The organism is Rhodococcus sp. MS13, from assembly GCF_013277835.1.
In the GTDB taxonomy this organism is placed as follows: Bacteria; Actinomycetota; Actinomycetes; order Mycobacteriales; family Mycobacteriaceae; genus Rhodococcus_F; species Rhodococcus_F erythropolis.
In genome coordinates, this window is sequence record NZ_VBTL01000009.1 from 26,518 (window position 1) to 50,447 (window position 23,930).

Sequence of the window (23,930 nt, forward strand, 5' to 3'; positions counted from 1 at the left end):
GATTGCTCAGAATGCCCACATATTGAACAGTGCGCAATAATAGTGCGATGGATGCCATGGATGACGCAATTTTGTTTCACCTCCGTCAGGACTCGAGTCTGACGAACACGGAATTGGCGGATCTGGTGGGTCTGACACCGTCCCCTTGCCTGCGCCGCGTGAAAAAGCTCGAAGCCGACGGAATCATCACCGGGTACCGCGCGATCGTCAGTCAGGAAGCGCTTGGCCGAGGATTTCAAGTGATCGTCACCGCCGAGATCGGAGTCAACGACCAGGCGACCATCGAGGACTTCGAATCCCAGGTCGCCGCCTTCGACGAAGTGATCGAATGTCGGCGGTTGTTCGGAATTCCCGACTACTTCATTCGGGTCGCGGTGAAAGATCTCGCGACCTACGAGAACTTCATGGTCACCAAGCTCAGCGGGCTTCCGGCTGTCTCGCGGGTGACATCGCTGATCACCATGAAGACCATCAAGAGTGTCGACTGATGCCCGGGCTCGGCTGAACCTTCACTAGGTGTCGGTGGTCGGCGTTAACGTCGGAACATGGGATACGAATTTCAAGTCACAGTAGATTCGGCACACCCGCACGAACAGGCGAAGTGGTGGGCCGCAGCACTCGGGTGGGCAGCGGAGCCCAGCGACGAAGACTTCATCAGGGGCCTCGTCGCTGCTGGTCACGCCAAGGAATCTGACACCACGACCTTCGAGGGAGTTCTCGTCTGGCGCGAAGGTGCGGCCATCAGCGATCCGGAGCATCCCGAACGTCCCCGCGTTCTGTTCCAACTGGTTCCGGAATCGAAGACGGTGAAGAACCGGCTCCATTTCGACATACGAGTGGGCGACAAGCGCGAGGATGTCGCAGCGCACCTCGAGACGGTGGGGGCGACGATCCTGCACCGGGGAGCGCAGGGGCCGAGCGTGTGGATCACGATGACCGATCCCGAAGGAAACGAGTTCTGCGTCAGCTAGCGGTACGAACTCGGAGTGTCGCCGGTCCATCGTTTGAAGGCCCGACGGAACGCGCTCGGCTCGGAGAACCCCAATCGCGCCGAGAGTACTTCGACGGATTCTCCGCGCCGCAAACCAGCGATGGCTACGTCGCGGAGCACTTCCTCGCGTAGTTGATTCAGTGATGTTCCGTCACGCCGCAGCAGTCGACGCAGATGGGGAACGCTGATCGAGAGCATCTCGGCGATCTCCTCGGCCGTGGAGGTTCGCCCCTTCACTCCGAGTTCGAGGACCCGTCGCACCTGCGCCGACGCAGTGCTGTCGTAATCGCGTTCGGACATGAGCTGAATCGGAGATTCTCGGAGGTACTCCTCCAACGTCTCCTCGGTTTGGATGATCGGTGCACGCATTGCGGAGTTGTCGAACTCCAGTGCCGCTCGCCGCGCGCCGAAGGTGACCGGCGCTCCGAAGATGTAGTCGTAGTCCTGCGCCAACCGCGCATCCGGTGCCGAGTACGGAAATTCGACTGCCCGAAGTCGGACGCGCTTTCCGATCAACCACGCGGAAAATCGGTGCAGCAAGATCAGGACAAAATCGGTTGTGACACGTTCTGCGACATCAGGTTCGGCGACGCCCTCGCGAGCTCGGACTGCGAAGCTCACCCGCGTGCTTTCCTCGCCCTTTTCGATCGCCAGTGGGGCCAGAGCCGGTAGCGCACGGATCACGTCGGACATTCGAGCGAACGCTGATCCGAGGTCAGGGCAATGGATCAACGTCAGGCAGATCAATCGGAAAGTGCCACGGGGGACCGGGGCGGATCCGAGGCCGAACAATTCGTCGTCGGTGATCTGCCAGGTGGTTTGAATGAAGGTGGTGACCTGAGTTGGGGTCAGCCGCGCGCGAGCGTCCGACAATGTCTCCAGGTCGATCCCAGCAGCTCGCAGTGCACCAGACAAATCGACGTCGTTGTCCGGCGAGAACGCGAGGTAGCGGTGGACGAATGCGGTCGGGATGGTCCGCGCTGTCATGGGTGCGCTGTTCCTTGGAGCAGGTGGAGACGGCGTGCAGCTTCGGAAAGAATGTGGTCCTGCTTGCAGAAGGCGAAGCGCACCAGGTGCTTCCAATCGTCGCGGTTGTCCGCGAACACGTCGACCGGTACGGCCGCGACGCCGATACGCTCGGGTAGGGCGCGACAGAAATCTCCCGCGTCGGTTTCACCCAACGGTCTGATGTCGGCAAGGAGGAAGTACGTGCCGCCGCCGGAATGCACCGTGAAACCGGCCTCGGTCAGAGCTTTTCCGAGTACGTCCCGTTTGCCCTGCAAGCTCTGTCGAAGTTCGACGACCCACGGCTGTTCGTTGGTCAGCGCGTAGGCAACGGCCGGTTGGAATGGTGCACCGGCAACAAATGACATGAACTGCTTGGCGGCACGGACTCCGTCGATGAGTTCTCGGGGGCCGATCGCCCAGCCGGTCTTCCAGCCGGTGACATTGAAAGTCTTTGCGGCACTGGACACAGTGACGGTGCGCTCACGCATGCCCGGGAGCGACGCCATCGGTGTGTGGGTGAGGCCGTCGAAGACCAAGTGCTCGTAGACCTCGTCACTCAACACGATCAGGTCGCGTTCGCACGCGAGTTCGGCGATCGCTCGAAGTTCGTGATCGGTGAATACGGTGCCGGTGGGGTTGTGAGGACTGTTGACGATCAGCATCTTCGTCTTGGCGGTGATCGCGCCGCGCAATGCATCGAGATCGACCGCGAATCCGTCTCCCGCGGCAACCAGCGGAACTGTGCGACGCACAGCGCCTGCCAATGCGACGGATGCAGCGTAGGAGTCGTAGTACGGCTCGATCAGCACTACTTCTTCGCCGGGTTCGACCAGTCCGAGAATCGCAGCACTGATCGCCTCGGTGGCGCCGACGGTGACTAGAACTTCGGAGTCGGGATCACTGTCGAGTCCGTAACGGACGCGCCGATCCTCCGCGATGGCCTGACGCAAGACGGGCATGCCCGGACCGGGCGGGTATTGATTGACGCCCTCGGCGATGGCTCGGCGCGCTACTTCGAGCATGGCCGCAGGACCGTCGGTATCCGGAAAGCCCTGACCGAGGTTGACCGCGTCGTGAAGTGTGGCCAACGCTGTCATCTCGGCGAAGATCGTGGATGCGAACGGCTGCAGACGCGAGACGGTGCGGTTGCGGGGCGTCGAAGGCATCTTTGCAGCTTAGTCGGCTGACACCGCATCCTCACATCCGCTCGGACGCGGTGCTTGTCACGTTTGAATCGCCGCCATCGTCCAACTCTGTAGAGAGCATCGAATCCGGTGCCCCAGAACATACGGAGGCTTGCCATGACTCGCATTCCCGCAGTGACACCGTCAGAAGCCAGTCCGTTGATCAAAGTGGCATACAAATTCGCCGCCAGGCAGTACGACGAAGTCCCCGAGCCCTTTGCCGTCCTGGCCAACCATCGGAAATTGTTCGTCGCGGCTGCCCGTCACGAGATGGCCGTGCAGAAGGCGTCGAAGGTGCTGCCGTCGAACATTCGTGAACTGGCCGTCTATCGCGTCGCCTGGACTGTCGGCTGCTCGTGGTGTGTCGACTTCGGGACGATGCTCTCGCGCCTGGACGGTTTGGACATCGACAAGCTGAAAGGGATCGCGAATTACCGGGATTCACCGAAGTACAGCGAGGACGAGCGGGCCGCGATCGCCTACGCCGATGCCATGACCGGTGACCCGCACGGGGAGAACGGGGTGACGGACGAGCAGGTCGCGGATCTCGAGCGCAGGTTCGGGCGAGCGGGCGTCGTGGAACTGACCTATCAGATCGGGCTCGAAAACATGCGCGCCCGGATGTATTCGGCGTTGGGGATCACCGAGCAAGGGTTCAGCACCGACTCCTGCCGCGTGCCCTGGGCCGAAGAATGATGCGCTGACTCGTCTACGGCAACTATCGACAATGCTCCGCAGATACGTGATCATGATTGACTAGTTCACGCATCTGCGGAGTATTTCGGCTTGTTAGGTCCGCACTTGCGACCTACGATCACCTGGTGCCCAACATTCGAATCCGCGAAGCTGCCGGTCTGCTCGGTGTCAGTGACGACACCGTTCGACGGTGGGTCGACGGTGGGCTTCTCACCGCGAGGACGGACGACTCCGGCCGCAAGGTCATCGACGGTGCCGAGTTGGCGGGCTTCGCCCGGTCCAACGCCGGACCCGCACCGTCCGATCCGCTCGCGGGTGCGAGTTCGGCCCGCAACCGGTTCGCCGGCCTCGTCACCAAGGTCGTCACCGACAAGGTGATGGCCCAGGTCGAAATGCAGTGTGGGCCCTTCACTGTCGTCTCGTTGATGAGTACCGACGCGGTTCGGGAGCTCGGACTCGAGGTCGGGAGTATCGGAGTCGCAATCGTGAAGGCCACCACGGTCATCGTGGAAACGCCGTAGTTCTGAACATACTGGAGGAAATTCGTGAAGCGTGTAGTCGGACTTGTTGCAGCAGGTGCCTTTTCGCTTGCCCTGGTGACCGGTTGTAGTTCCTCCGACAATTCGTCGTCGGAGACGTCGTCGGCCGCTCCGACCACGACCACTTCCAGTGACAGTGCCACGGGAAGCATCACCGTCTTCGCGGCGGCGTCACTCAAGACCAGCTTCACCGAACTCGGCAAGGAGTTCGAGTCCGAGAACCCCGGTTCATCGGTCACATTCAGCTTTGCCGGGTCCTCGGATCTCGTCGCCCAGATCACCCAGGGCGCACCGGCTGACGTGTTCGCCTCGGCTGACGCCGCCAACATGACCAAGGCCACCGATGCCGGTGTCGTCGCGGGGTCGCCCTCGGATTTCGCGAGCAATACCTTGACGATCGTTGTACCGCCTGGCAATCCGAAGGGCATCGCGTCCTTCGCCGATCTGGCAAAGGAGGGGACACAACTGGTGATCTGCGCTCCGCAGGTCCCGTGTGGCGCGGCTACGAAGAAGGTCGAGACGGCCACAGGTGAGACCCTCTCGCCCGTCAGTGAGGAATCGTCGGTGACCGACGTTCTCAACAAGGTGACGTCCGGTCAGGCCGATGCCGGCATCGTCTACGTCACCGACGCGAAGTCCGCGGGTGACAAGGTGCAGACGGTCGCGTTCCCGGAAGCCACCACGGTGGTCAACCTGTACCGGATTGCGGTGCTGAAGGATTCGAAGAATTCGGAAACGGCAACCAAGTTCGTCGATCTCGTCAAGGGGCCCAAGGGCCTGGCAGTTCTGAGTGACGCGGGATTCGCTGCCCCGTGACACACCTAAGACCGGCAGTCCGGGCTCCGCTCGGGTTGCCGGTATGGATTTACCTTCCGGCGCTGATCGGCGGAGCGTTTGTCATCGCGCCCTTGGCGGCGATGCTGGCCACCGTGCAGTGGTCGCAGTTCTGGGAACTCGTGACTTCCGAATCGTCGGTTGCCGCGTTGAAACTGAGTTTGAAGACAGCGGCAATGAGCACGCTGCTGTGCATCCTGTTCGGGGTACCGATGGCCGCGGTGTTGGCGCGCAGTCATTTTCGGGGACTGTCCGTTCTTCGATCCTTGATTCTGCTCCCGCTGGTTCTGCCGCCCGTGGTGGGCGGTATCGCGTTGCTGTACACGTTCGGGCGCAAAGGGTTGATCGGTGAGCAGTTGGAAGTGCTCGGCATCCAGATAGCATTCTCGACAACCGCGGTGGTCCTGGCGCAGACGTTTGTTGCGCTACCGTTCCTCGTCGTCAGCCTCGAAGGTGCACTACGCACTGCGGGTACAAGATACGAGGCCGTTGCCTCGACGCTCGGAGCCCGCCCGACCACTGTGCTTCGCCGGGTGACTCTGCCGCTGGTGCTTCCCGGTCTGGTGTCAGGGGCAGTTCTGGCTTTCGCTCGAGCGCTGGGGGAATTCGGTGCGACGCTGACCTTCGCGGGAAGTCTGCAAGGGGTGACGCGTACCCTGCCGCTGGAAATCTATCTCCAGCGTGAGACCGATCCGGATGCAGCGGTGGCGCTTTCGCTGGTGCTGGTTGTAGTCGCGGTGGTCATCGTGGTTGCGGTGCGTGGACGCGGATCGGCGGGTTCGTTGTGAGTGGCCTCCACGTCGACATCGAGATTCCGGAGCGCGACGTCGTTGCGACGTTCGACGTAGCGGCGGGCGAGGTGACCGCCATCCTCGGGCCGAACGGCGCCGGCAAGTCGACGGTACTGGCGGCGGTTGCCGGACTGCATCATCCGCGGCGCGGGTTGATCGAACTCAATTCCCGCGTTCTCACCGATACCCGTAGGGGAGTCGTGTTGGCACCCCATCGGCGCGGCACTGCCCTACTCGCGCAAGAGGCACTTCTCTTTCCCCATCTCAGTGCGGCTGCGAACGTGGCGTTCGCGCCGCGCAGTGCAGGGCGGTCGCGTCGCGATTCCGCCGAGTCCGCGCGCCATTGGCTGGACGCAGTCGACGCCGGCGATTTGGCTGACCGCAAGCCTTCACAACTCTCCGGTGGCCAAGCGCAACGGGTTGCAGTGGCGAGGGCATTGGCTGCTGAACCCGAACTGCTTCTACTCGACGAACCGATGTCCGCGCTCGATGTCGCCTCCGCCCCCGCGCTGCGGTCGTTACTGCGCCGAGTGCTCAGGACCGGCGATCGCACTGCCGTACTCGTCACGCACGACGCTCTGGACGCACTTGCGCTGGCCGACACGGTTGTCGTCATGGACGGTGGCCGGGTCGTCGAACGTGGTGACGTACGAACAGTTCTGACCCGCCCGCGTAGTGCATTCGCAGCACGCATCGCCGGAATCAACTTGCGCAGCGGCACGATGGCCGGAGACGGAGTGCTCAGAAGTCCGGTCGGGGTGGATATCGCGGGCCAGACGGAGACCGACCTACCGGCCGGCAGTGCCGCCGTGGCGGTCTTCGAGCCGCGAGCAGTGTCGGTCTTCCTGGATCCGCCGCACGGCAGCCCACGAAATGCGTTTGCGGTCACGATCGCGGAGATCGAAAACCGAGGCGATGTCGTCCGAGTGCGAGCGGAGGACGAAGCCGGCCAGCCGGGCTTGTCTGCCGACATCACGGCGAGCGCAGCGGCCGAACTCGATCTGGTTCCGGGGTCGGCCGCTACGTTTGTGGTCAAGGCCACCGAGACGCTGATCTATGCGCAGGGTGCAGGCTCGTAGACGTCCTCAACGACCGAATCCGCATAGAGGGCTGCAATTTCGGACGCGTACTTCTCGGCTATCGGCTTGCGCCTGAGCTTCATCGTCGGTGTCAGCTCGTCGCCGCCTGGCTCCCAGAACATGGTGAGTACGTGAAACCGCTTGATCTGCTCGGCCCTCGACAGACGCGAGTTTCCCTCGGCGACAGCAGTTGCAACGACGTCGACGATCCGAGCGTCCTTGGCGAGTACCGCGGCCTCGGCCGCAAGTCCCAGTGAGCGTGCCGCTCCGACCGCGGCGTCGGCGCTGAGAGTGATCAACGCTGTGTTGAACTTTCGGCCGTCTCCGATCGTCACGACCTCGCCGATCAACGACGACGACGTCTTCACTGCCGTCTCGATGGCAGCCGGTGACATGTTCTTTCCCGACGCGTTGATGATCAACTCCTTCTTGCGATCGATCACCGTGAGGTAGCCGTCCGCGTCGGCGGTGACGACATCTCCGGTCGAGAGCCACCCGTCTGCACTGATCGCTTCGGCCGTTTTTGCGGGTTCGCCGCGGTACCCCTTCATGACCAACGGTCCTCGAACCAGTAGCTCGCCGTCCGCCTCGATGCGCATTTCCATGCCTGGGAGCAACTTTCCGACCGTTCCGAGCTTGGTCGGCTCGGCCGGCGCGGTGCTTGCGATGCATGTCAGCTCGGACATTCCCCAGATCTCCGAGATCGGAACTCCCAGGGCCGCAAAGAATGCCAAGGTTTCCGGCGGAATCGGTGCGGCGCCAGAGATGGCCCACTTCAGTTCGGCAAAGCCGAGTTTCGCACGCAGAGCGGACAGGACCATCGTATCGGCTCGGGCGTAGTCCGCTTCCAGTTCGGCGGGGACTGTTTCACCGGCTCGCAAGTGTGCGAGACGAGTGCGACCGACGTCGAGTGCCCACTGCAACGCCGCTCGCCGCGCGTCGTCCGGTTCGTTGGCGACAGCCGATTCGACTGCAACTTTCAGCTTTTCCCACACACGGGGGACGCTGCCCCAGATCGTGGGACGACAGTCCGGAAGCGCGGCCGCTACCTGGCTCGGATCCGGTACGACAGTGATCTGGGTGCCGAACACCATTTGCATGTACAGGCAGGTGAGCCGATCGGCGATGTGCGCCGACGGCATGTACGAGGTGATGCGGTCACCGAATTCGACGGGGAGTACAGCGCTTACGGCGTTGGTTTCGAACAACAGGCATGCATGAGTCGTCTCGACGCCCTTGGGGTTGCCGGTCGTGCCGGAGGTGTAGATCAACGTGGCGACGTCGTTCGGTTTCACCGCACGCCAGGTGCCCTCGAAATCGAAATCCGATGCGGCAGAATTCTTCATCTGCTCCAGGGTCACGGTGCCGGGCTGGTGGACATGCGATTGCGCGTCGACGACGACGATCGTCTCGAGTGTGGCGCCCGAGCGGCGGACCGTATCCACGTACCGGTCTTCGCAGACGAGAACCCGTGCACCGGAATTGGCGAGGATGTAACGGATGGCTTCGGGTGCCGACGTGTTGTAGATGGAGAAGGACGTCGCGCCGAGATGTTGGGCACCGACGTCGATCGGATAGAACTCGATGCGGTTACTCATCATCAAGGCAACCGTATCGCCGTGTCCCACGCCGATTCCGGCCAATCCCGCGGCAACCTCGCGGACCTGTTCGGCGTACTCGCGCCACGTCAGTGTTCGCGCATCGCCGATGTCTCGCAGGGCCACCGCGTCGGGCGCTACCGCCGACACTCGCTGGAAGGCTGCACACAACGTGGTCATGATGATCTCCTGGATGCCTTTGTCAGGGCTGATACATTCGTCGGGGCCGCAGCGGTGGTTCTGTCTTCGAGTTCGCGGATCAGGTCGTGTGCCTGTTTGTCCCTGGCCAGATAGCCGTCGGCCAGGACATTGATGAATCCGCGTCCCCACGCCCAGGGTTCCCAGGCAGCGGGGGCAAGGGTCCGCGCGGCGCGGCGCGCGATCGCGTCTGCGATCACCGTGGCGGCACGGTCCGGGGAGATTCGATGACGGAGGGGACCGGGTAGTCGAGCGTCGAGTTTGCGCCCGATCTCGTCGTCGTCGAGTGTGGCGCGTGCAAGTTGTGTATCCACCATCCCGAAGTACGCGATGCCGGCAGTGGCGCCGTAGCCGGCAACCTCGAGACGCAGCGCCCGGCCGAGCGCTTCGACCCCAGCCTTACTGATCATGTACGAAGCGCCGCCCAAACCGGGGGCGAACGACGCCGCCGATGACACGACGACGATGTGCCCACTGTTGCGGATCACCTCGTCGATGGTCGGATGCACGGTGTTGAAGACGCCGGTGAGATTGACGTCGAGCACACGATCGAAGGCGTCGGGATCGATCTGGCGCAATGTTGCCGGGGGAGGGGTGATTCCGGCGTTGGCAACCACGACGTCGATTCTGCCCAGCTGCTCGATGATCGTTTGCACGGCTGCTGTCATGCCGTCCCGATCTCGGACATCGGCCGTCACCGTCACGACTCGCTGTGACTCGAATGAGCGCTCGGCCGTTGCCAATGAACTTTCGTTGACGTCGACCAGCGCCACGGTGGCCCCACGCCGGTGGAGAGTGCGCGCCAGCGCGGAACCGATACCGTCGCCTCCGCCGGTGATCAGCACGACCTTTCCGGCAACGTCGTAGTCGATTCGGCGTCCGGGCAGTGGAATGCCCAGATCGCGGACTGTTCCCGCAATTGCGGACATGCGTCCCGTCATTGCTTCAGTGCCTTCCGTGTAGAGCGCGGATGAGAACCTTGACCAGCCAGTCGATTCGGGCGGTCCGTCGAAACGTCGTCAGTGGTAGGGGCGAACGGAATCGTTGCCTGGTCATCGACCGGGCATAGGTGAACTCCTTCAGACCATCTGGGCCGTGAACGCGTCCGAAACCAGATGCTCCGACCCCACCCAGTGGCAGGTTGGGAACCGCGGCATACATCACGTAAGAGTTCACCGACGCTCCTCCGGATCGGAGCCGATCGGCAACAGCCACTCCATCCTTGCCGAACACGCTTGCTCCCAATGCATATGGCGACGCATTGACCAACTCCACCGCCTCGTCCATCGAGGCGACCTTGGTGATCGTCATCGTCGGGCCGAAAGTTTCCTCCGTGACGGCGAGGCTGTCTTCGGGGACGTCGACCATGATGGTCGGTTGCACATACTGGCCGGAGATCGAGCCGAGCCCTCCGAGAACGACACGTCCACCTCGAGACACCGCGTCGTCGATGTGGCGCCGGATTACAGCCACTTGCGAGGGCATGGTGATCGGACCGATCTTGTCTTCGGCCCCCGGGCCCGCATGAACTCGGGCAGCCAAAGTGATTGTCTTGTCGATAAACTCGTCGTATACCTGTTCGTGCACGTATACACGCTCGACGCCCAGACAGGTTTGACCGGAGTTGGACAATGCGCCCCACACCGCAGCATCCGCGGCGGCACCAACATTTCCGTCGGCATCAAGGATGAGCGCGTCCTTACCGCCACATTCCATCAACACCGGTGTGAGGGTCCCGGCGCACGCTGCCATAACTTTCTTGCCCGTCGCGGTCGATCCGGTGAACCCGATCTTGTCGACACCGGCCAGGCACAGTGCCGCGCCGACCGAACCGTCGCCTGTGACAACTTGCAGCACAGGATGTTCAGGGACGACCTCGGCAAACGCTCGGACCAACCATTGCCCGACTGCCGGCGCGAACTCACTCGGCTTGTAGACCACGGCGTTGCCTGCAGCCAGCGAGAACGAGAGCGAACCGAGTGGGGTGAAGACCGGATAGTTCCACGGACCGATCACACCGATCACCCCGAGAGGTCGATACTCCACCGAGGCGGCCTGATTGACCGTCAACAAACTGGAGCGGACGCTGCGCCTGCCCAATACCTTTCGGGCATTCTTCGACGCCCACGCGAGATGTTCGAGTGCCATGGCGATTTCGAGCATCGCGTCAGGGTGCGGCTTGCCCATGTCCCGGTGCACGACGTCGGCGAGTTCGGATGCTCGACGAGCGATGATTCCACGCCACCGATCCAGTCGACGAGCGCGTTGCTCGAATGTCAGTTCTGCCCACCACTCGGAAGCAGTTCGGGCGTCGCGCACTGCCTGTGTCACCGTGTCGTCGGACGCCTGTGTGGTCGTGTCGATCTCGGTCGCCGTCATTGTGGAGTTCCTTGAAGTGTGTGGTGGACGGCGCCGTCGGCCCAGCTGCGAGTGACGCGTTCGAGGATCGGTCGGGACAGAGCCAGAATCGGGGCGAACCACGGCTGCGCTTGTACGGCGAATGTCCAGGTGAGGCGGCTGCCTGTCGAAGTCGGTTCCAGCACCAGATCTTCGGCGAAGCGTTTGAACCCCGGCAGTGACGCCGACTCCACGTAGAACGTCATTCGGTGCCCCTCGTCCCAGCGGAAGAATCTCTCGTTCAGTGCAGCAAAAGCGCCGGCGCGCACGGTTCGGGTAGTCCCGATGCCGAATGGTCTGGCCGAGGTCCAGTCGGCTCCGGTGATCCCGCGCGCCCACGACGTGAGCGCTCCGTCCGCGGTCAACGTCTGCCACAAGCTTTCGCACGTCGCTTCGGATTCGATCCGGTGAGTGATCACCAGCGGCGCGGATCGGACGAAGTCTGCGTCGGCTGCCGCAAGAGAGAATTTTCCCCTCACAGGTCCACCACCAAAGAAGCACCGGTGGAACGTGATCGACAGGTCAACATCGAATCGGCACGTTCGGATTCGGTGAGCAAGGTGTCTCGATGATCGACGCTCCCCGAGAGCACCCGAACCTTGCACGTACCGCAGAAGCCCTGTTGGCAGGAATACGCGACTCCGGGAAGTGCACGTCGTATCGCAGCCAAAGCACTTTCGGACTCGCCCACATCGACGGTGAGACCGGTGCGCGCCAGATGCACCGTGAACTCCTTGCCGTCGACTACCGGGAGTGGGGAGAACCTCTCGCTGTGCACCGATCCGGTCGGATTGCCGGCGAAGGTCGCCGCGCGCACCATGTTCATCAGCGGCGCCGGTCCGCACGTGTACACCGCGGCACCGGGATCCGCAGCAGTGACCAGTGTTTCGATATCCGTCGGGCCCAACTCGTCGTCCGGTCGGATGGTTACCCGGCCGCTGGAGTATTCCTCGATCTCGTCGAGAAATGGCATGGCCGTCCGAGATCGTCCGAGATAATCCAAACGCCACGGGATTCCGCGGCGGTGACAACGTTGCACCATGGGAAGGAGCGGAGTGATCCCGATTCCGCCCGCAACGAAGAGGTACGACGGAGCAGCGACAAACGGAAATGCATTGCGTGGCCCTCGGACGTCCACAACCATGCCGGGTTTCAGCGACTCGTGTATCTCGCGCGAGCCGCCCCCACCCTCGTCGATCCTCCGGACGGCGATCCGATACGAGGACAAGTCGTCGGGGTCGCCGCACAGCGAATACTGTCGTTGCCTTCCCGAGGGGAGAAAGATGTCGAGGTGGGCGCCGGGAATCCACGACGGAAGGGTGATTCCTTCCCTCGGGGTCAAGGTGACACTCAGGACGTCGTCGCACTCTGACCGGACGGACTTCACGTCCAGAGTCATGTCGAACCCGCTGTAGCGGACCGGGCTGGGGCGCGAAAGTATTTGCGCTGCTGGACTTGCTGCAAAGATTCGGCGGTATGCGCCGGTGGCTTGCGCGGCAAACCTCAACGACCGGGTCGGTGTGAAGTCGGGTGCGTCGTGGGAACTGTCGGCAGTCGTCTTGTTCATCCTGCGCTCGCTTCGGAAGAACGATTGGCAGCAGGCGAGCGAGCGAGGTAACGCATGGCGACGTCCATGTCCCCGATCTGGGAAGGATGGAAGCTCGGCCGCAGATACGGAGGAATCTCGGTGATCAGGAATTTCATGTTGGGTACCAGGCCACGACGGGTGGCGCTTATCAGTTGGAGAGGCCACAGTCGGCCCTTCGTCGTGGACGGGTCCTGTCGGAACAGGTAGTTCATCGAGGCGATGAACAGCACGAACAACGTGAAGCTGGCCAGCAGCGCCGTGCGAACGCGTCTGGCGTAGCTGCCGTCCACGTACATGTAGGCGTCGAAGGCTACGTTGCGGTGTTCGACTTCCTCGGCGCCGTGCCACTTCACCATGTCGAGCATCATCGGGTGCATGCCGGCATCTTCGAGGGCGGGATCGGTGAGCAGCCATTCCCCGACCACTGCCGTGTAGTGCTCCATGGCGGCAAACAAGCCGAGACGTTCACAGAGCCAGGCGTGCTTGGCTTTTCCGGTCAATCCTTTGTCGCCCAATATCTTGTCCACGAGCCAGTCCATCCGGCGTGACATCGGTTTCATCTCCATGCCGAGGTCCGCAAGATGCTCGCGTGCACCTTTGTGCGACGACGCGTGTGTTGCTTCCTGGCCGACGAATCCCACCACCTCTTCGTGCAGGCGAGTGTCTTCGATGAGCGGGAGTGCTTCGGCGAGCGTTGCGGACATGGCCCGCTCTCCTTCGGGTAACACGAGATGCATGAAGTTGATGACGTGGGTGACCATCGGTTCGTTCGGCACGTAATGCAGTGGTACGCCGTCCCAGTCGAATTCGACGTCACGGGCGGCGATCGCATGTGCTTCGTCGGTGTAGCGGCGAGCGCCGGACGGTGCGACGACGGGTGTGCCTCGGAAGGCGTTGATGCCGAGCATTATCGGCTCCTCACGGTTTCTCGAGCAGTGGTGAGTGCTGCGGACGAGACGGGTTGTACCTGCGCGTAGTGAGCGAGGTCGGCTCGTTTGGTCCTGGCCCGGAATGATCGGTTGAATCCGGGATAGAAGGTGTAGTTGCGACCGCCGTCGACGAGGTAGTAACTACTGCACCCACCGGCGTTCCACACGCTGGTGGCGAGTCGGCGGTCTGTCGCGCGTACGAACTCGCGTTGCACGTCTGCGCGGACGTCGATGCTGCCGATGCCGCGCTCGTCCATTTGAAGAATGCAGCTCACGATGTACTCGACCTGGGCTTCGATCGTGACGACCTGTGAGGTGTAGACCACGGAATTGGGGCCGAGGATCATGAAGAAGTTCGGAAAACCGCTGATAGTGGTGCCGAGGAAGGCCTCGGCACTGCCGTTCCACGTCTGTGCGAGGCTGCGGCCGTCCTGGCCTCGGATGATGTCGAACGACGGGTTGTCTCCCATCCGAAAGCCGGTTCCCATGACTATGGTGTCGACTTCCCGGAAGGCGCCATCCGCGGTGAGAACTCCGCGCTCCTGCACCTCGACGATTCCGTCCGTCACCACCTCCACATTGGGTGACGCCAGCGCGGGATAGTAGGTGTTCGAGAACGTCGGACGCTTGCATCCGAATGCGTAGTGGGGGAGCAGCTTTGCGCGAAGATCCGGGTCCCGCACCTGCCGGCGAAGGTGTGCTCGGCCGAGTGCGGCCAGCCCTTTGAGCAGTGACGGCTTGTACACGAATCCGGGTACCAGGGCTTCTTGAAGCAGGTCGAGTCCCTTGCGTGCCAGTCGTTGGGTGAGCGGCACCCGCTCGAAGAGAGCGCTTGGCCAGCCGGTCATCGGCTGATCCGGATGCGGCAGGATCCACGTCGGTGTCCGCTGGAACACGGTCAACGTGTCCGCGAGCGGTTGCAGTCTGGGGATGATCTGCACCGCAGAGGCGCCGGTGCCGACCACGGCTATCCGCTCACCGCGAAGGTCGTGGTCGTGGTTCCAGTCCGCGGTGTGGAACATCTGACCACGAAACGATTCGAGCCCGGGAAGGTCGGGTGTGGCGGGGGCACTGAACGGGCCGGTGGCCGCGACCAGGAACTGTGCCTCCCAGACGGTTTCCGCAGCGTGTATCCGCCAGATCTGGGCTTGCTCGTCCCACGAAGCTTCTGTCACGTCCTGGTTGCAGTGGAAATGACCGGCCAGTCCGAAGCGATGGACGCAATCCCGGAGATAGTCGTAGATCTCGGGCTGTAGCGGATACAGCCGCGTCCAGTTCGGATTGGGCGCAAACGAGAACGAGTACAGAATCGACGGGATGTCGCACTGTGCACCGGGGTAGGTATTGACCTGCCAGGTCCCCCCGGGCTCCGCGGCACGTTCCAGAACGACGAAGTCGTCGATCCCGGACTGCTTCAAGCGGACAGCCGTTCCGATGCCGCCGAAACCGGCTCCGATGACGACGACTCGTGTTCGGCGAGTTCGAGTTTCCTCGTCACCGGCCGATGGCCCCGAGGTTGGGTCGATGTCGACCATGTGTGACGCCTCCTGATTGGTGCGTGAACAACTGAACGAAGAGTAAGTCTGACATCAAGTGATGTCAACAGCGATTGATGTCAGAATTGAATTGATTGACATCGTGCGATGTCAGTTCGCTTGCCGAGGTCGCCGCGATAACCTGAGGTCGAGAGCACTGCCGGTCAGTGAGAACATGGGGACATGACGGATACCGAGGCTCGGCGCACCGGCCCGCGCAGGTGGCGTGGGCAGGAACCAGAAGATCGCCGCGCCGCGCGCCGGGCACAGCTGATCGAAGCCGGGTTGCAGATCATGGGCACCGAGGGTGCGGCCGCCGCGACCATGCGTGCGACCTGCCGCGAGGCTGCGCTGACCGAACGGTACTTCTACGAGAGCTTCGCCAATCGTGACGAACTGCTGGTCGCCGTGCTCGACGAGGTCGTTCTCGGGGCACGCGACACTATTCTGGACGCTCTCGAGGCGGCGCCTTCCGAACCGTCGGCCCTGATCCGTCACGTGGTGAAGGCCTTCACCACCTACGTATTCAAGGATCCGCGCCGTGGACGCATCATGTTCGTCGAATCCCAGGCGGAACCTGCGCTGTGGGATCGAGGGCGAGAATTGATGGCGGAGTTCACCAATCCGATCTCCGCGTCGCTCGAGCTGATGTACGGCGGCGAGGCAACCGACTCCGCGAACTCCGAACTCAATTCGGTGGGGCTGTTCGGTGCCCTCGCGTTCATCTATCAGGCGCACACCCCGTCCTCCAAGATCTCTCGAAAGCGTTTGGTGGAACACATTTCGCTCATGGTCGAAGCGCAGGCGACGGTCGACAGCACGCCCGCGAGAAAAGAATGACGTCCGCGTCGGCCACAGGCGGAAAGCGTCTCGGTCCTGAAGACCGGCGTGAGCAGATCATTGTCAGCGCGGCAAAGGTTTTCGAGGAGAAGTCTTTTGCCGACGTCTCGATGACCGAGTTGGCCAAGGCGGCCGGGGTCGGTCGTCCGCTGCTCAATCATTACTTCGGCTCCAAGCGGGAGTTGTACCTCGACGTCGTGCGGCGATTCGTCTTCATTCCCGAAGTGGCGGTGGACCGCATTCCGCGATCGGCGAGCCAGGAGAAGCGGATCGGCGCCGTGATCGATCGGTGGCTCGACGTCGCCTGGCGTCATCGCGACATGTGGATCTCGACAGTCATGTCCGACGACCTCCGCCGTGACCCCGAGATGGACCGGATCCTGCAGGACGCTGACGACGTTGCTGCGCGACGCATGATGGATGCGCTCGAGATTCGACCGAGTGAAGGCAGCGAGGCTGCTGTTCATTCGATGATCGTGGCGTACGGAGGATTGGCCAAGGCCGCCAGTAAGCAGTGGTTGGTGACGGGAGCGCTCGACCGCGAACAGGTGCACCTTCTGCTGGTACACAGTTTGCTCGCCATCGTGCGTGACGTTCTGCCGGCGTGCGAGGCGGATTCCTGATTGCTCAGAGTGATCTCGCCACGAGGTCTTTCATGACTTCGTTCGATCCGGCGTAGATTCGCTGAATACGAGCGTCGGCGTACATCTGAGCGATGGGATATTCGAGTATGTAGCCGTACCCGCCGTGTAGTTGCACGCAGCGGTCGATCACGGCGCACTGCTGATCGGTGAGCCAGTACTTGGCCATCGCGGCGGTAGTCGCATCGAGTTGCCCGGCAAGGTATTTGACGATGCAGTCGTCGATGAACGTTCGTGAGATACGAGCGATGGACGCACACTCGGCAAGTTCAAAGCGGGTGTTCTGCAGGTCGAAGAGCGTTTGTCCGAACATGTTTCGGGATTTGGTGTACTCGACGGTGAGGGCGACGGCACGCTCCATTGCCGCAGTGGCTGCAACTCCGCAGATCAATCGTTCGGGCAGTAGCTGCTGCATCAGCTGGGCAAACCCTGTGCCTTCGCGGTCCCCGAGCAGGTTTGTTGCAGGCACCCGCAAGCGGTCGAAGAACAGCTCGGTGGTGTCCTGGCCCTTCTGTCCGACCTTCTCGAGTATTCGCCCGCGCTCGAAACCCGGTGTGTTGTCATCGACCTCGGCCACGATGAGCGACACTCCACGCGCTCCGAGGCTGGGATCGGTCTTGGCGGCAATGATCACCAGATCACAATTGCGACCGTTCGAGATGAATGTCTTTGCGCCGCTGATCAGATAGTCGTCACCGTCGCGGACGGCGCGGGTGGTGATGTTCTGCAAGTCGGATCCGGTGCCGGGCTCGGTCATGGCGATTGCGCCCACCCACTCGCCACTCACCAGCTTCGGTAGCCAGCGCAGTTTGTGCTCGTGATCGGCGTAGGCATTGAGGTAGTGCGGCACGATTCCCGAGTGCACGCCGAGTTGGAGTGAATGATCACCCGCCATGACCTGCTCGTGGAACAGCACGGCGTCGTGCGCAAACGTTCCTCCTCCGCCGCCGTACTCGGTGGGGATCGACATGCCGGCGAGCCCGAGCGTCCCGAGTTCCCGATATGCGGATTTGTCGGGAAAACCCTGGGACGCGAAGCGTTTCTGATGCGGTGTGACGTGTTTGGCGAAGAAGTTCCTTGCCAGGTCGGCCACGGCCTCCAATTCGTCGTCCATCCACGGGGACCGGCGTTCGGTGGTTCGGGTTGCGGTAGATCCTTGCGTCATCGTGATTCTCCCGATCGATGAAGTGCGACCCGCGAGCGGATCCGACTCCACCTATCATCCACACTGTTGACAGAGTGTCAATAACGGGGTAGTCGAATCGACCTCCGGACCCGCCTCGAATTCCACGTCGGCCGCCCGCAAGAATGGGAGGACACAGACACGAACAGGCCGGCGCGAAGGATGGGCAGTGGACCCCGAAGAAACATCAGCGGGTCACGAGTCCAACCTCCCGGCTCCGCGGCCGGCGCGCAGCGTCCTGTTCGGATTGCCGCCGGTGGGAAACAGGTACCCCGGAGCGGTTCGCGTCGCCCTCGCCCTGGCGATTCCGGCGGCCATCGCCACACTGCTCGGATTCGGGTCTGCTTCGCTCCTGGTCGGTCTCGGTGCATTTGCATCGATCTACGGTGAGGGTCGTCCGTACCGGAGCAGGTGGAAGGCAGTCGGTATCGCCGCGACGGCGCTGACGATCCTGTCCTTCATCGGGGCATCAGTGGGTGAGCCCGTCCACCGAGCCATCGCCGAGGGAGCGCCGACGGTGCTGCTCGTCTTTGTCGTGCTGATCATGGCCGTCGTGGTGTCGACCTGCGCCTTCACCGTCGACGCGCTTCGATTGGGTCCACCGGGCGCGTTCTTTCTGTTGCTCACCACCGAGATCAGCTCCGTGATCGCCACTCCCGGCCAGCCGCCGGTCGAGGTCGCGATGTGGACGGCAATCGGTGGGATCAGCGCGGTGGTCGTCTCGATGACGGGAATCCTGTGGGCACCGAGAGCTGTCGAACGCAGCGCTGTACAGGCAGCCGTATCGGCCGTTGCGGAGTACACGGACGCTCAGGCGGCGTACGCCCCACCCGAACTCACGCGAGACAAACGCCACGCTGCAGCACTTCGGCTGCACGACGCGTGGCAGTGCCTTTACCGCGGCGCAATCGTCGGGAAAGACCATCCGTTGACCCGTGAACTCGAACGAGCGCAGATCTCGATGGCCAGAGCGATCTCCGACGACCACGATCCGGAGCTCATGGCGGACCCCGCGTTCGACGTCGACGAGGTCGGGGCTCACCCGCCTCTGCCCGATCCGACGATCCGATATCGGTTCCTCCGCGCCTGCAATCCGTCCAGCCGAGCGTCGGTCACGGCACTTCGGCTGTCCATTGCCTGCATGGCCGCGGGAACCCTCACCGTCCTGCTCGGCATCGATCGCCCAGACTGGGCGGTGATCGCCGCGGCGATGGTCCTTCATCAAGGACCGGATCGAATACTGGGCACCTATCGCGGAATTCACCGCATCGGCGGAACCGTCCTCGGGTTGATTCTGTTGGGTGCCATCTACGCCTGGAGTCCGACCGGTCTGTGGTTGGTGGCGGTACTTGCAGTCCTGATGGCCGGGATCGAGCTGTTCCTGGTGCGGAATTACGGGATAGCCGTCATCTTCATCACCGCCCTCGCGATTCTCCTCGGCGCGGCCGGTGGTGCGCACGGGACCGTCCAACATCTGATCCTCAGCCGCATGCTCGAGACTGCAATCGGCGTCGTCGTGGCGTTGGTGGTCCTGTGGACGGTGGGGCGCGGTGCGCATCGACGCACTCTGATCTGGGTCGACGAACGGGCGAGTAGCGTCCTGTTCAAGCTGCTGACCGAAATCCGCGCGAGGCACTATGCACCACAGGCGAATTGGTCGGAGCTTTCGGAGCTTCGACGGGACCTGGACTTCGAACTGCGAGGTAGCGCGATGGCCGGGATCGACGCCGCCCACAACGAACCCGAGTGGGCGTCGCAGCAGTGGAGGACGCACACCGAATTGCATCATCTGGGATCGGATGTACTGCACCGACTGTGGTTCGGAACGCAGGTGTCCAGATCACACCTCGAGGAATGGGAGTCTCGTTACTTGCGTTCGGGTTCGGTGTGATCGAGCATCGGCACAGCGCTGAACTTGGCTGGATTCGCAATGTCGTAGGCTGCGCACACAACTCCGTCGCGGACAGTGAAGCCGGCAACGCGAGCGGCGAACTTCGGGTACTGGTCATCCCCTGGTGAGCCGGCGAATACACCGCCGAGCCGTCCGTTGACGAGAACCGGTGACATCGAGAACACCGCTGCCGGTCCGTACTTGCGGGCCAATCCCAGGTAGAACCGCGCCACACGATCGCTGCCGCGCACAATGTTGACAGCCGTGCGGGTCGTTCCGCCTGCGTCACCGATCAGGACGGCATCGGGATCGAGTGCATCGATCACGGCGTTCAGATCTCCACTCGCGATAGCCGTCACCAATCGCTCGACGGCGGCAGCATGCTCCTCGCTACTGACCGGGACCGGCGCCGACGCTGCGGCTTTACGGGCCCGCGAGGCCAACTGACGGGCAGTGGCTACTTCGATGTCGAGGATGCGCGCAACCTCGGCGAAGGGCACGTCGAAGCCGTCATGCAGGACGAAGGCAACGCGCTGAGCGGGAGTAAGGGTGTCCAGGACGACGAGGGCCGCAAAACGATTCTGTTCCTGCGTCACGACGTACTCCAGCGGATCGGGTGTCGCTGAGGGTGTGCCCGCGGTGGCGTCGACGGGCGTGACGATCGGCTCCGGAAGCCACTGTCCGACATAGCTTTCTCTTCTGACTGCGGCCGATTTGAGATGATCGAGGCAGATCCGACCGACAACAGTGGTGAGCCATCCGCGCAGCTCCCGGATCTCGAGGTCGCTTCCTTGTCTCGATTGTGCGACTTGCAAGCGTATCCATGCCTCCTGCACCGCATCCTGAGCGTCGCTGAAACTTCCGGTGAGACGGTAGGCCACCGACGTCAGGTGGCCACGGTGTTGCTCGAAGTCCTGCGCAGTCGTCGGCGAAAGCATGCCCTCATGATACGGACCTCACACATTAAATCCGGCATGAATGTAACCGTTGACCCAGGTAGTGGGTGCCGACGTATGGTTTCGGCACTACTAACGGCTCGATTCTGTCTTCACATTCATTGGAGTCTCACGTGTTTCGGTCTTTCCCGCTCATGTCGCTCAACTGTTGTCGTTGAACTGACATTCCCCACACCTGCCTGTGCCGAGCGCCGCACACGGCGCTCCGGACAGGTGTAGCCGAGAACTGAACCAATCATCTTCTACAGGAAGCAACTTCATGATTCGCCCTCGTTTCGCGCGCTCGGTAGCCGCGGCCGTCGCCTTTGTCACTCTGTCCAGCCTTGCCGTTGCCTGCTCGGGCTCCTCCGACGAAGTCGTCAAGACCGCCGACGGCAAGACCGTCCTGCGGTACGAGGGCAGCACCGGACAGGTCATCTACCCCGAACTGGCCGCTGACCTCGGCTACTTCAACGACGTGGAGCTCAACTGGATCGGCGATACGACCAGCGGCCCTCAGAGCATTCAGAACGCAGCGACCGGTCAAACCGAGTTCGGTGGAGCGTTCAACGGTGCGGTGGTGAAGTTGGCTTCCGCCGGTTCACCGATCACCTCGGTCATCGGGTACTACGGCTCCGACAAGGAGAGCTTCAACGGGTACTACGTACTCGACGACAGTCCGATCAAGTCGGCGAAGGACTTGATCGGCAAGAAGGTCGGGATGAACACCCTCGGTGCGCACCACGAGTTCGTCGTCCGTGAATGGCTTGCGCGGCAGGGACTTACGCCTGACGAGATCAAGCAGGTTGAATTGATCGTCGTTCCGCCGGTCAACACGGAACAGGCGCTGCGGCAGGGACAGATCGATGTCGCCACCCTCGGCTCGGTCTTCCGTGACTCAGCGCTCGAACGCGGTGGTCTTCGCGAGCTGTTCACCGACGAATCGCTGTTCGGCTCGTTCACCTACGGCACGTTGGTGTTCCGTGACGACTACATCGCGCAGAACAAGGAGGCGGTCGCCGATTTCGTACAGGGAACAGCACGGGCCATTCGCTGGACCCAGACGCACCCACGAGAAGAAGTGATCGCGAAGCTGACGTCGATCATCAACAGCCGCGGACGCAACGAGGACACCAAGCTCATCAGCTACTGGAAGAGCCCAGGAGTCGCCGGTCCCGGCGGAACGATCACCGATACCGAGATCAGCACGTGGATCGACTGGCTCACCCGTAACGGTGAACTCGAAGAAGGAAAGTTGAAGCCGTCGGACATCTACACCAACGAATTCAACCCGTACGCCAACGGAACGTATTCACCCGACAGCGGCGCTGACGGACAGGCACTGGAGGCAGCAAAATGAGCACAGAACCGAAACTACGGCTCGAGCACGTCACCAAACAGTTCGACATTCGTGGGACCGACGAAGTTTTCACCGCGGTCGAGGACATCAACATCGACGTGGCGCCGGGGGAGTTCCTGGTCCTCGTCGGGCCGAGTGGTTGCGGCAAGTCGACTCTGCTGGACCTCCTCGGAGGACTCAGTTCGCCCACTTCTGGTCGAATCCTTCTGGACGGCAAGCAGATCACGGGCCCAGGCTTGGATCGGGGAATCGTCTTCCAGCAATACGCGCTACTTCCATGGCGAACTGCACGTCACAATATCGAGTTCGGACTCGAAGCGAAGGGCGTGAAGAAGAGCGAGCGGCGCGAGCTCGCCGAGCATTACCTCGAACTGGTCGGTCTGCAAGGTTTCGCGGATCGCTATCCGCACGAGTTGTCCGGTGGAATGAAGCAGCGAGTCGCGATCGCCCGCAGCTTGGCATTCGATCCCGAAGTGTTGCTGATGGACGAACCATTTGCAGCGCTGGACGCACAGACGCGAGAGTCGCTGCAGGACGAGCTTCTGCGCATCTGGAAGGCCACCGGCAAGACCATCCTGTTCATCACCCACGGAATCGACGAGGCCATCTACCTCGGGCAACGTGTTGCAGTACTGACTTCGAGGCCGGGGCGCGTCAAGACGATCGTCGACATCAACATCGACCGGTCCGGCGACGACGTGCGATCAGGTGAGGAGTTCCGTGTGTTCCGGCACCGGATCTGGACGCTGCTGCACGGTGAAGTCGAGCGCGCTCGGGCCGGCGAACTCGATCCTGCCAAGGAGGTTGCACATGTCTAGCGCATTGGCGACGCCGGAGGTGGTCGCCACCCCGAAACCGTTGCCCGACAAAACACCTGACATTGCGCAGCGGAGCCAGGCCGGCGGCAAGGCGGCGCGCTACATTGGTTCCACCGCCTGGCGGATTGCCAAGCCGTCGATTGCGATCGCGATCTTCCTCGGGATCTGGGAAGCGGCACCTCGGCTCGGGCTGGTGGACAAGGTCTTCCTCCCGCCTTTCACCGAAGTTGTGTCCGCATTCTTCACTCTCGCCGAGAACGGACAATTGCAAGAGCATGTTTCGGCCAGTCTGACGCGTGCCCTGACCGGATTCTTCGTGGCCATTGCGATCGCGATTCCGTTGGGAATCGCGATCGCCTGGTACCGCCCGGTCTCCGACTTCCTCAACCCGATTCTCGAATTGTTCCGCAACACAGCAGCCTTGGCTCTGCTTCCCGTCTTCGTGCTGATTCTCGGAATCGGTGAGGAATCGAAGATCGCCCTGGTGATCTACGCCTGCACCTTCCCGATTCTGCTCAACACGATCTCCGGTGTGCGAACAGTGGACCCCCTGCTGATCAAGTCCGCTGCCTCGCTGGGGTTCTCCTCGATTCGGCTGTTCCAGAAGGTGGTTCTGCCCGCCGCAGTTCCCACGATCTTCACGGGTATCCGCATGGCCGCCGCGTCGTCGATTCTCGTGCTGATCGCCGCCGAAATGGTCGGGGCCAAAGCCGGTCTCGGGTATCTGATCACCGCTTCCCAACTCAACTTCCAGATCCCGAACATGTATGCGGGCATCGTCGCGATCTCGTTGTTGGGTCTGACAATCAACGCGATTCTGGTCCTGATCGAACGTCGGCTCTCGCGCTGGCGCGTCACCACCTGACCACACTTTCACGGAAAGATTCTGCGAACT

General features: G+C 62.3%; 24 protein-coding genes. 13 read left to right on the forward strand and 11 right to left on the reverse strand.

Features of this window, described 5'->3' with window-relative positions; all coding sequences use genetic code 11:
• Positions 1-47 precede the first annotated feature (47 nt).
• Both FEZ59_RS17555 and FEZ59_RS17560 read left to right on the forward strand, forming a co-directional pair.
• On the forward strand, positions 48-488 hold the full coding sequence (locus FEZ59_RS17555) for an Lrp/AsnC family transcriptional regulator (protein WP_020970517.1): 441 nt from the start codon (positions 48-50) through the stop codon (positions 486-488).
• A 57-nt stretch (positions 489-545) separates the two neighbouring features.
• Positions 546-971: a VOC family protein gene (locus FEZ59_RS17560; RefSeq protein WP_003940409.1), complete on the forward strand. Its 426-nt coding sequence runs from the start codon at positions 546-548 to the stop codon at positions 969-971.
• Here FEZ59_RS17560 and FEZ59_RS17565 read toward each other — a convergent pair.
• Together FEZ59_RS17565 and FEZ59_RS17570 are read right to left on the reverse strand one after the other, a co-directional pair.
• Positions 968-1,978: an AraC family transcriptional regulator gene (locus tag FEZ59_RS17565; protein WP_092763002.1), complete on the reverse strand. Its 1,011-nt coding sequence runs from the start codon at positions 1,976-1,978 to the stop codon at positions 968-970. The two genes, FEZ59_RS17560 and FEZ59_RS17565, sit on opposite strands and share 4 nt — an antisense overlap.
• Positions 1,975-3,165, reverse strand: a complete 1,191-nt coding sequence (locus FEZ59_RS17570; protein ID WP_172932962.1) for a pyridoxal phosphate-dependent aminotransferase — start codon at positions 3,163-3,165, stop codon at positions 1,975-1,977. The genes FEZ59_RS17565 and FEZ59_RS17570 overlap by 4 nt, the downstream gene beginning before the upstream one ends.
• 135 nt (positions 3,166-3,300) lie before the next feature.
• Here FEZ59_RS17570 and FEZ59_RS17575 point away from each other — a divergent pair, with 135 nt between their 5' ends.
• From FEZ59_RS17575 to FEZ59_RS17595, 5 genes are all read left to right on the forward strand, one after another.
• Positions 3,301-3,879, forward strand: a complete 579-nt coding sequence (locus tag FEZ59_RS17575; RefSeq protein ID WP_020908828.1) for a carboxymuconolactone decarboxylase family protein — start codon at positions 3,301-3,303, stop codon at positions 3,877-3,879.
• 125 nt (positions 3,880-4,004) lie between these two features.
• The gene (locus FEZ59_RS17580; protein WP_172932963.1) at positions 4,005-4,400 is read left to right on the forward strand and encodes a TOBE domain-containing protein; all 396 of its coding nucleotides are present in this window, start codon (positions 4,005-4,007) and stop codon (positions 4,398-4,400) included.
• 24 nt (positions 4,401-4,424) lie between these two features.
• Positions 4,425-5,234, forward strand: coding sequence for a molybdate ABC transporter substrate-binding protein (modA, locus tag FEZ59_RS17585; RefSeq protein ID WP_020970515.1), 810 nt, complete (start codon positions 4,425-4,427; stop codon positions 5,232-5,234).
• On the forward strand, positions 5,231-6,040 hold the full coding sequence (locus FEZ59_RS17590; protein ID WP_020970514.1) for an ABC transporter permease: 810 nt from the start codon (positions 5,231-5,233) through the stop codon (positions 6,038-6,040). Before modA ends, FEZ59_RS17590 begins: the two co-directional genes overlap by 4 nt.
• Positions 6,037-7,122, forward strand: a complete 1,086-nt coding sequence (locus tag FEZ59_RS17595) for an ATP-binding cassette domain-containing protein (RefSeq protein WP_021345303.1) — start codon at positions 6,037-6,039, stop codon at positions 7,120-7,122. Before FEZ59_RS17590 ends, FEZ59_RS17595 begins: the two co-directional genes overlap by 4 nt.
• Here the strand turns inward: FEZ59_RS17595 and fadD11 are convergent.
• Genes fadD11 through FEZ59_RS17630 form a run of 7 tightly spaced genes read right to left on the reverse strand, consistent with a single transcriptional unit; the run spans position 7,098 to position 15,367 of the window.
• Positions 7,098-8,900, reverse strand: a complete 1,803-nt coding sequence (gene fadD11, locus FEZ59_RS17600; protein ID WP_153211764.1) for a fatty acid--CoA ligase FadD11 — start codon at positions 8,898-8,900, stop codon at positions 7,098-7,100. The genes FEZ59_RS17595 and fadD11 overlap by 25 nt on opposite strands.
• The gene (locus FEZ59_RS17605) at positions 8,897-9,859 is read right to left on the reverse strand and encodes an SDR family oxidoreductase (RefSeq protein WP_031330876.1); all 963 of its coding nucleotides are present in this window, start codon (positions 9,857-9,859) and stop codon (positions 8,897-8,899) included. The genes fadD11 and FEZ59_RS17605 overlap by 4 nt, the downstream gene beginning before the upstream one ends.
• A 4-nt stretch (positions 9,860-9,863) precedes the next feature.
• Positions 9,864-11,297, reverse strand: a complete 1,434-nt coding sequence (locus FEZ59_RS17610) for an aldehyde dehydrogenase family protein (RefSeq protein WP_046379078.1) — start codon at positions 11,295-11,297, stop codon at positions 9,864-9,866.
• Positions 11,294-11,794, reverse strand: coding sequence for an SRPBCC family protein (locus FEZ59_RS17615; protein WP_021332196.1), 501 nt, complete (start codon positions 11,792-11,794; stop codon positions 11,294-11,296). The genes FEZ59_RS17610 and FEZ59_RS17615 overlap by 4 nt, the downstream gene beginning before the upstream one ends.
• Complete coding sequence (locus FEZ59_RS17620) at positions 11,791-12,882, reverse strand: PDR/VanB family oxidoreductase (protein ID WP_021332197.1); 1,092 nt, start codon at positions 12,880-12,882, stop codon at positions 11,791-11,793. Before FEZ59_RS17620 ends, FEZ59_RS17615 begins: the two co-directional genes overlap by 4 nt.
• Positions 12,879-13,811, reverse strand: a complete 933-nt coding sequence (locus tag FEZ59_RS17625; protein ID WP_172932964.1) for a metal-dependent hydrolase — start codon at positions 13,809-13,811, stop codon at positions 12,879-12,881. The genes FEZ59_RS17620 and FEZ59_RS17625 overlap by 4 nt, the downstream gene beginning before the upstream one ends.
• A complete protein-coding gene (locus FEZ59_RS17630; protein ID WP_042952734.1) occupies positions 13,811-15,367 on the reverse strand; it encodes an NAD(P)/FAD-dependent oxidoreductase in 1,557 nt (518 codons plus the stop codon). Before FEZ59_RS17630 ends, FEZ59_RS17625 begins: the two co-directional genes overlap by 1 nt.
• A 183-nt stretch (positions 15,368-15,550) precedes the next feature.
• Between FEZ59_RS17630 and FEZ59_RS17635 the strand changes: the two genes are divergently transcribed.
• The gene (locus FEZ59_RS17635) at positions 15,551-16,207 is read left to right on the forward strand and encodes a TetR/AcrR family transcriptional regulator (RefSeq protein WP_070385585.1); all 657 of its coding nucleotides are present in this window, start codon (positions 15,551-15,553) and stop codon (positions 16,205-16,207) included.
• Positions 16,204-16,830, forward strand: a complete 627-nt coding sequence (locus tag FEZ59_RS17640) for a TetR/AcrR family transcriptional regulator (protein WP_019744959.1) — start codon at positions 16,204-16,206, stop codon at positions 16,828-16,830. The genes FEZ59_RS17635 and FEZ59_RS17640 overlap by 4 nt, the downstream gene beginning before the upstream one ends.
• A gap of 4 nt (positions 16,831-16,834) precedes the next feature.
• Here the strand turns inward: FEZ59_RS17640 and FEZ59_RS17645 are convergent, their stop codons facing one another.
• Entirely contained in the window at positions 16,835-18,013 is a 1,179-nt protein-coding gene (locus tag FEZ59_RS17645; RefSeq protein ID WP_046380016.1) for an acyl-CoA dehydrogenase family protein, read from the reverse strand.
• A gap of 187 nt (positions 18,014-18,200) precedes the next feature.
• Here FEZ59_RS17645 and FEZ59_RS30430 point away from each other — a divergent pair, with 187 nt between their 5' ends.
• Positions 18,201-19,922: an FUSC family protein gene (locus tag FEZ59_RS30430; protein ID WP_029256036.1), complete on the forward strand. Its 1,722-nt coding sequence runs from the start codon at positions 18,201-18,203 to the stop codon at positions 19,920-19,922.
• Here the strand turns inward: FEZ59_RS30430 and FEZ59_RS17655 are convergent.
• Positions 19,898-20,860 carry a sigma-70 family RNA polymerase sigma factor gene (locus tag FEZ59_RS17655; RefSeq protein ID WP_060938147.1) on the reverse strand — a complete coding sequence of 321 codons (963 nt, stop codon included), beginning with the start codon at positions 20,858-20,860 and terminating at the stop codon, positions 19,898-19,900. The genes FEZ59_RS30430 and FEZ59_RS17655 overlap by 25 nt on opposite strands.
• 277 nt (positions 20,861-21,137) lie before the next feature.
• On the opposite strand from FEZ59_RS17655, the gene FEZ59_RS17660 reads away from it, so the two are divergent.
• From FEZ59_RS17660 to FEZ59_RS17670, 3 genes are read left to right on the forward strand one after another with little or no spacing between them, the layout of a single operon-like run.
• Complete coding sequence (locus FEZ59_RS17660; RefSeq protein WP_019744955.1) at positions 21,138-22,217, forward strand: ABC transporter substrate-binding protein; 1,080 nt, start codon at positions 21,138-21,140, stop codon at positions 22,215-22,217.
• Positions 22,214-23,035, forward strand: a complete 822-nt coding sequence (locus FEZ59_RS17665; RefSeq protein ID WP_019744954.1) for an ABC transporter ATP-binding protein — start codon at positions 22,214-22,216, stop codon at positions 23,033-23,035. The genes FEZ59_RS17660 and FEZ59_RS17665 overlap by 4 nt, the downstream gene beginning before the upstream one ends.
• Entirely contained in the window at positions 23,028-23,900 is an 873-nt protein-coding gene (locus FEZ59_RS17670; protein ID WP_019744953.1) for an ABC transporter permease, read from the forward strand. Before FEZ59_RS17665 ends, FEZ59_RS17670 begins: the two co-directional genes overlap by 8 nt.
• Positions 23,901-23,930: the final 30 nt, after the last annotated feature.

Excerpts from the sequence above, each read along its gene's own strand:
- FEZ59_RS17555 (WP_020970517.1), top strand. The coding sequence starts at position 48 with ATGGATGCCATGGATGACGCAATTTTGTTTCACCTCCGTCAGGACTCG.
- FEZ59_RS17560 (WP_003940409.1), top strand. The coding sequence starts at position 546 with ATGGGATACGAATTTCAAGTCACAGTAGATTCGGCACACCCGCACGAA.
- FEZ59_RS17565 (WP_092763002.1), bottom strand. The coding sequence starts at position 1,978 with ATGACAGCGCGGACCATCCCGACCGCATTCGTCCACCGCTACCTCGCG.
- FEZ59_RS17570 (WP_172932962.1), bottom strand. The coding sequence starts at position 3,165 with ATGCCTTCGACGCCCCGCAACCGCACCGTCTCGCGTCTGCAGCCGTTC.
- FEZ59_RS17575 (WP_020908828.1), top strand. The coding sequence starts at position 3,301 with ATGACTCGCATTCCCGCAGTGACACCGTCAGAAGCCAGTCCGTTGATC.
- fadD11 (WP_153211764.1), bottom strand. The coding sequence starts at position 8,900 with ATGACCACGTTGTGTGCAGCCTTCCAGCGAGTGTCGGCGGTAGCGCCC.
- FEZ59_RS17605 (WP_031330876.1), bottom strand. The coding sequence starts at position 9,859 with ATGACGGGACGCATGTCCGCAATTGCGGGAACAGTCCGCGATCTGGGC.
- FEZ59_RS17610 (WP_046379078.1), bottom strand. The coding sequence starts at position 11,297 with ATGACGGCGACCGAGATCGACACGACCACACAGGCGTCCGACGACACG.
- FEZ59_RS17620 (WP_021332197.1), bottom strand. The coding sequence starts at position 12,882 with ATGAACAAGACGACTGCCGACAGTTCCCACGACGCACCCGACTTCACA.
- FEZ59_RS17625 (WP_172932964.1), bottom strand. The coding sequence starts at position 13,811 with ATGCTCGGCATCAACGCCTTCCGAGGCACACCCGTCGTCGCACCGTCC.
- FEZ59_RS17630 (WP_042952734.1), bottom strand. The coding sequence starts at position 15,367 with ATGGTCGACATCGACCCAACCTCGGGGCCATCGGCCGGTGACGAGGAA.
- FEZ59_RS17635 (WP_070385585.1), top strand. The coding sequence starts at position 15,551 with ATGACGGATACCGAGGCTCGGCGCACCGGCCCGCGCAGGTGGCGTGGG.
- FEZ59_RS17640 (WP_019744959.1), top strand. The coding sequence starts at position 16,204 with ATGACGTCCGCGTCGGCCACAGGCGGAAAGCGTCTCGGTCCTGAAGAC.
- FEZ59_RS17645 (WP_046380016.1), bottom strand. The coding sequence starts at position 18,013 with ATGACGCAAGGATCTACCGCAACCCGAACCACCGAACGCCGGTCCCCG.
- FEZ59_RS17655 (WP_060938147.1), bottom strand. The coding sequence starts at position 20,860 with ATGCTTTCGCCGACGACTGCGCAGGACTTCGAGCAACACCGTGGCCAC.
- FEZ59_RS17660 (WP_019744955.1), top strand. The coding sequence starts at position 21,138 with ATGATTCGCCCTCGTTTCGCGCGCTCGGTAGCCGCGGCCGTCGCCTTT.
- FEZ59_RS17665 (WP_019744954.1), top strand. The coding sequence starts at position 22,214 with ATGAGCACAGAACCGAAACTACGGCTCGAGCACGTCACCAAACAGTTC.
- FEZ59_RS17670 (WP_019744953.1), top strand. The coding sequence starts at position 23,028 with ATGTCTAGCGCATTGGCGACGCCGGAGGTGGTCGCCACCCCGAAACCG.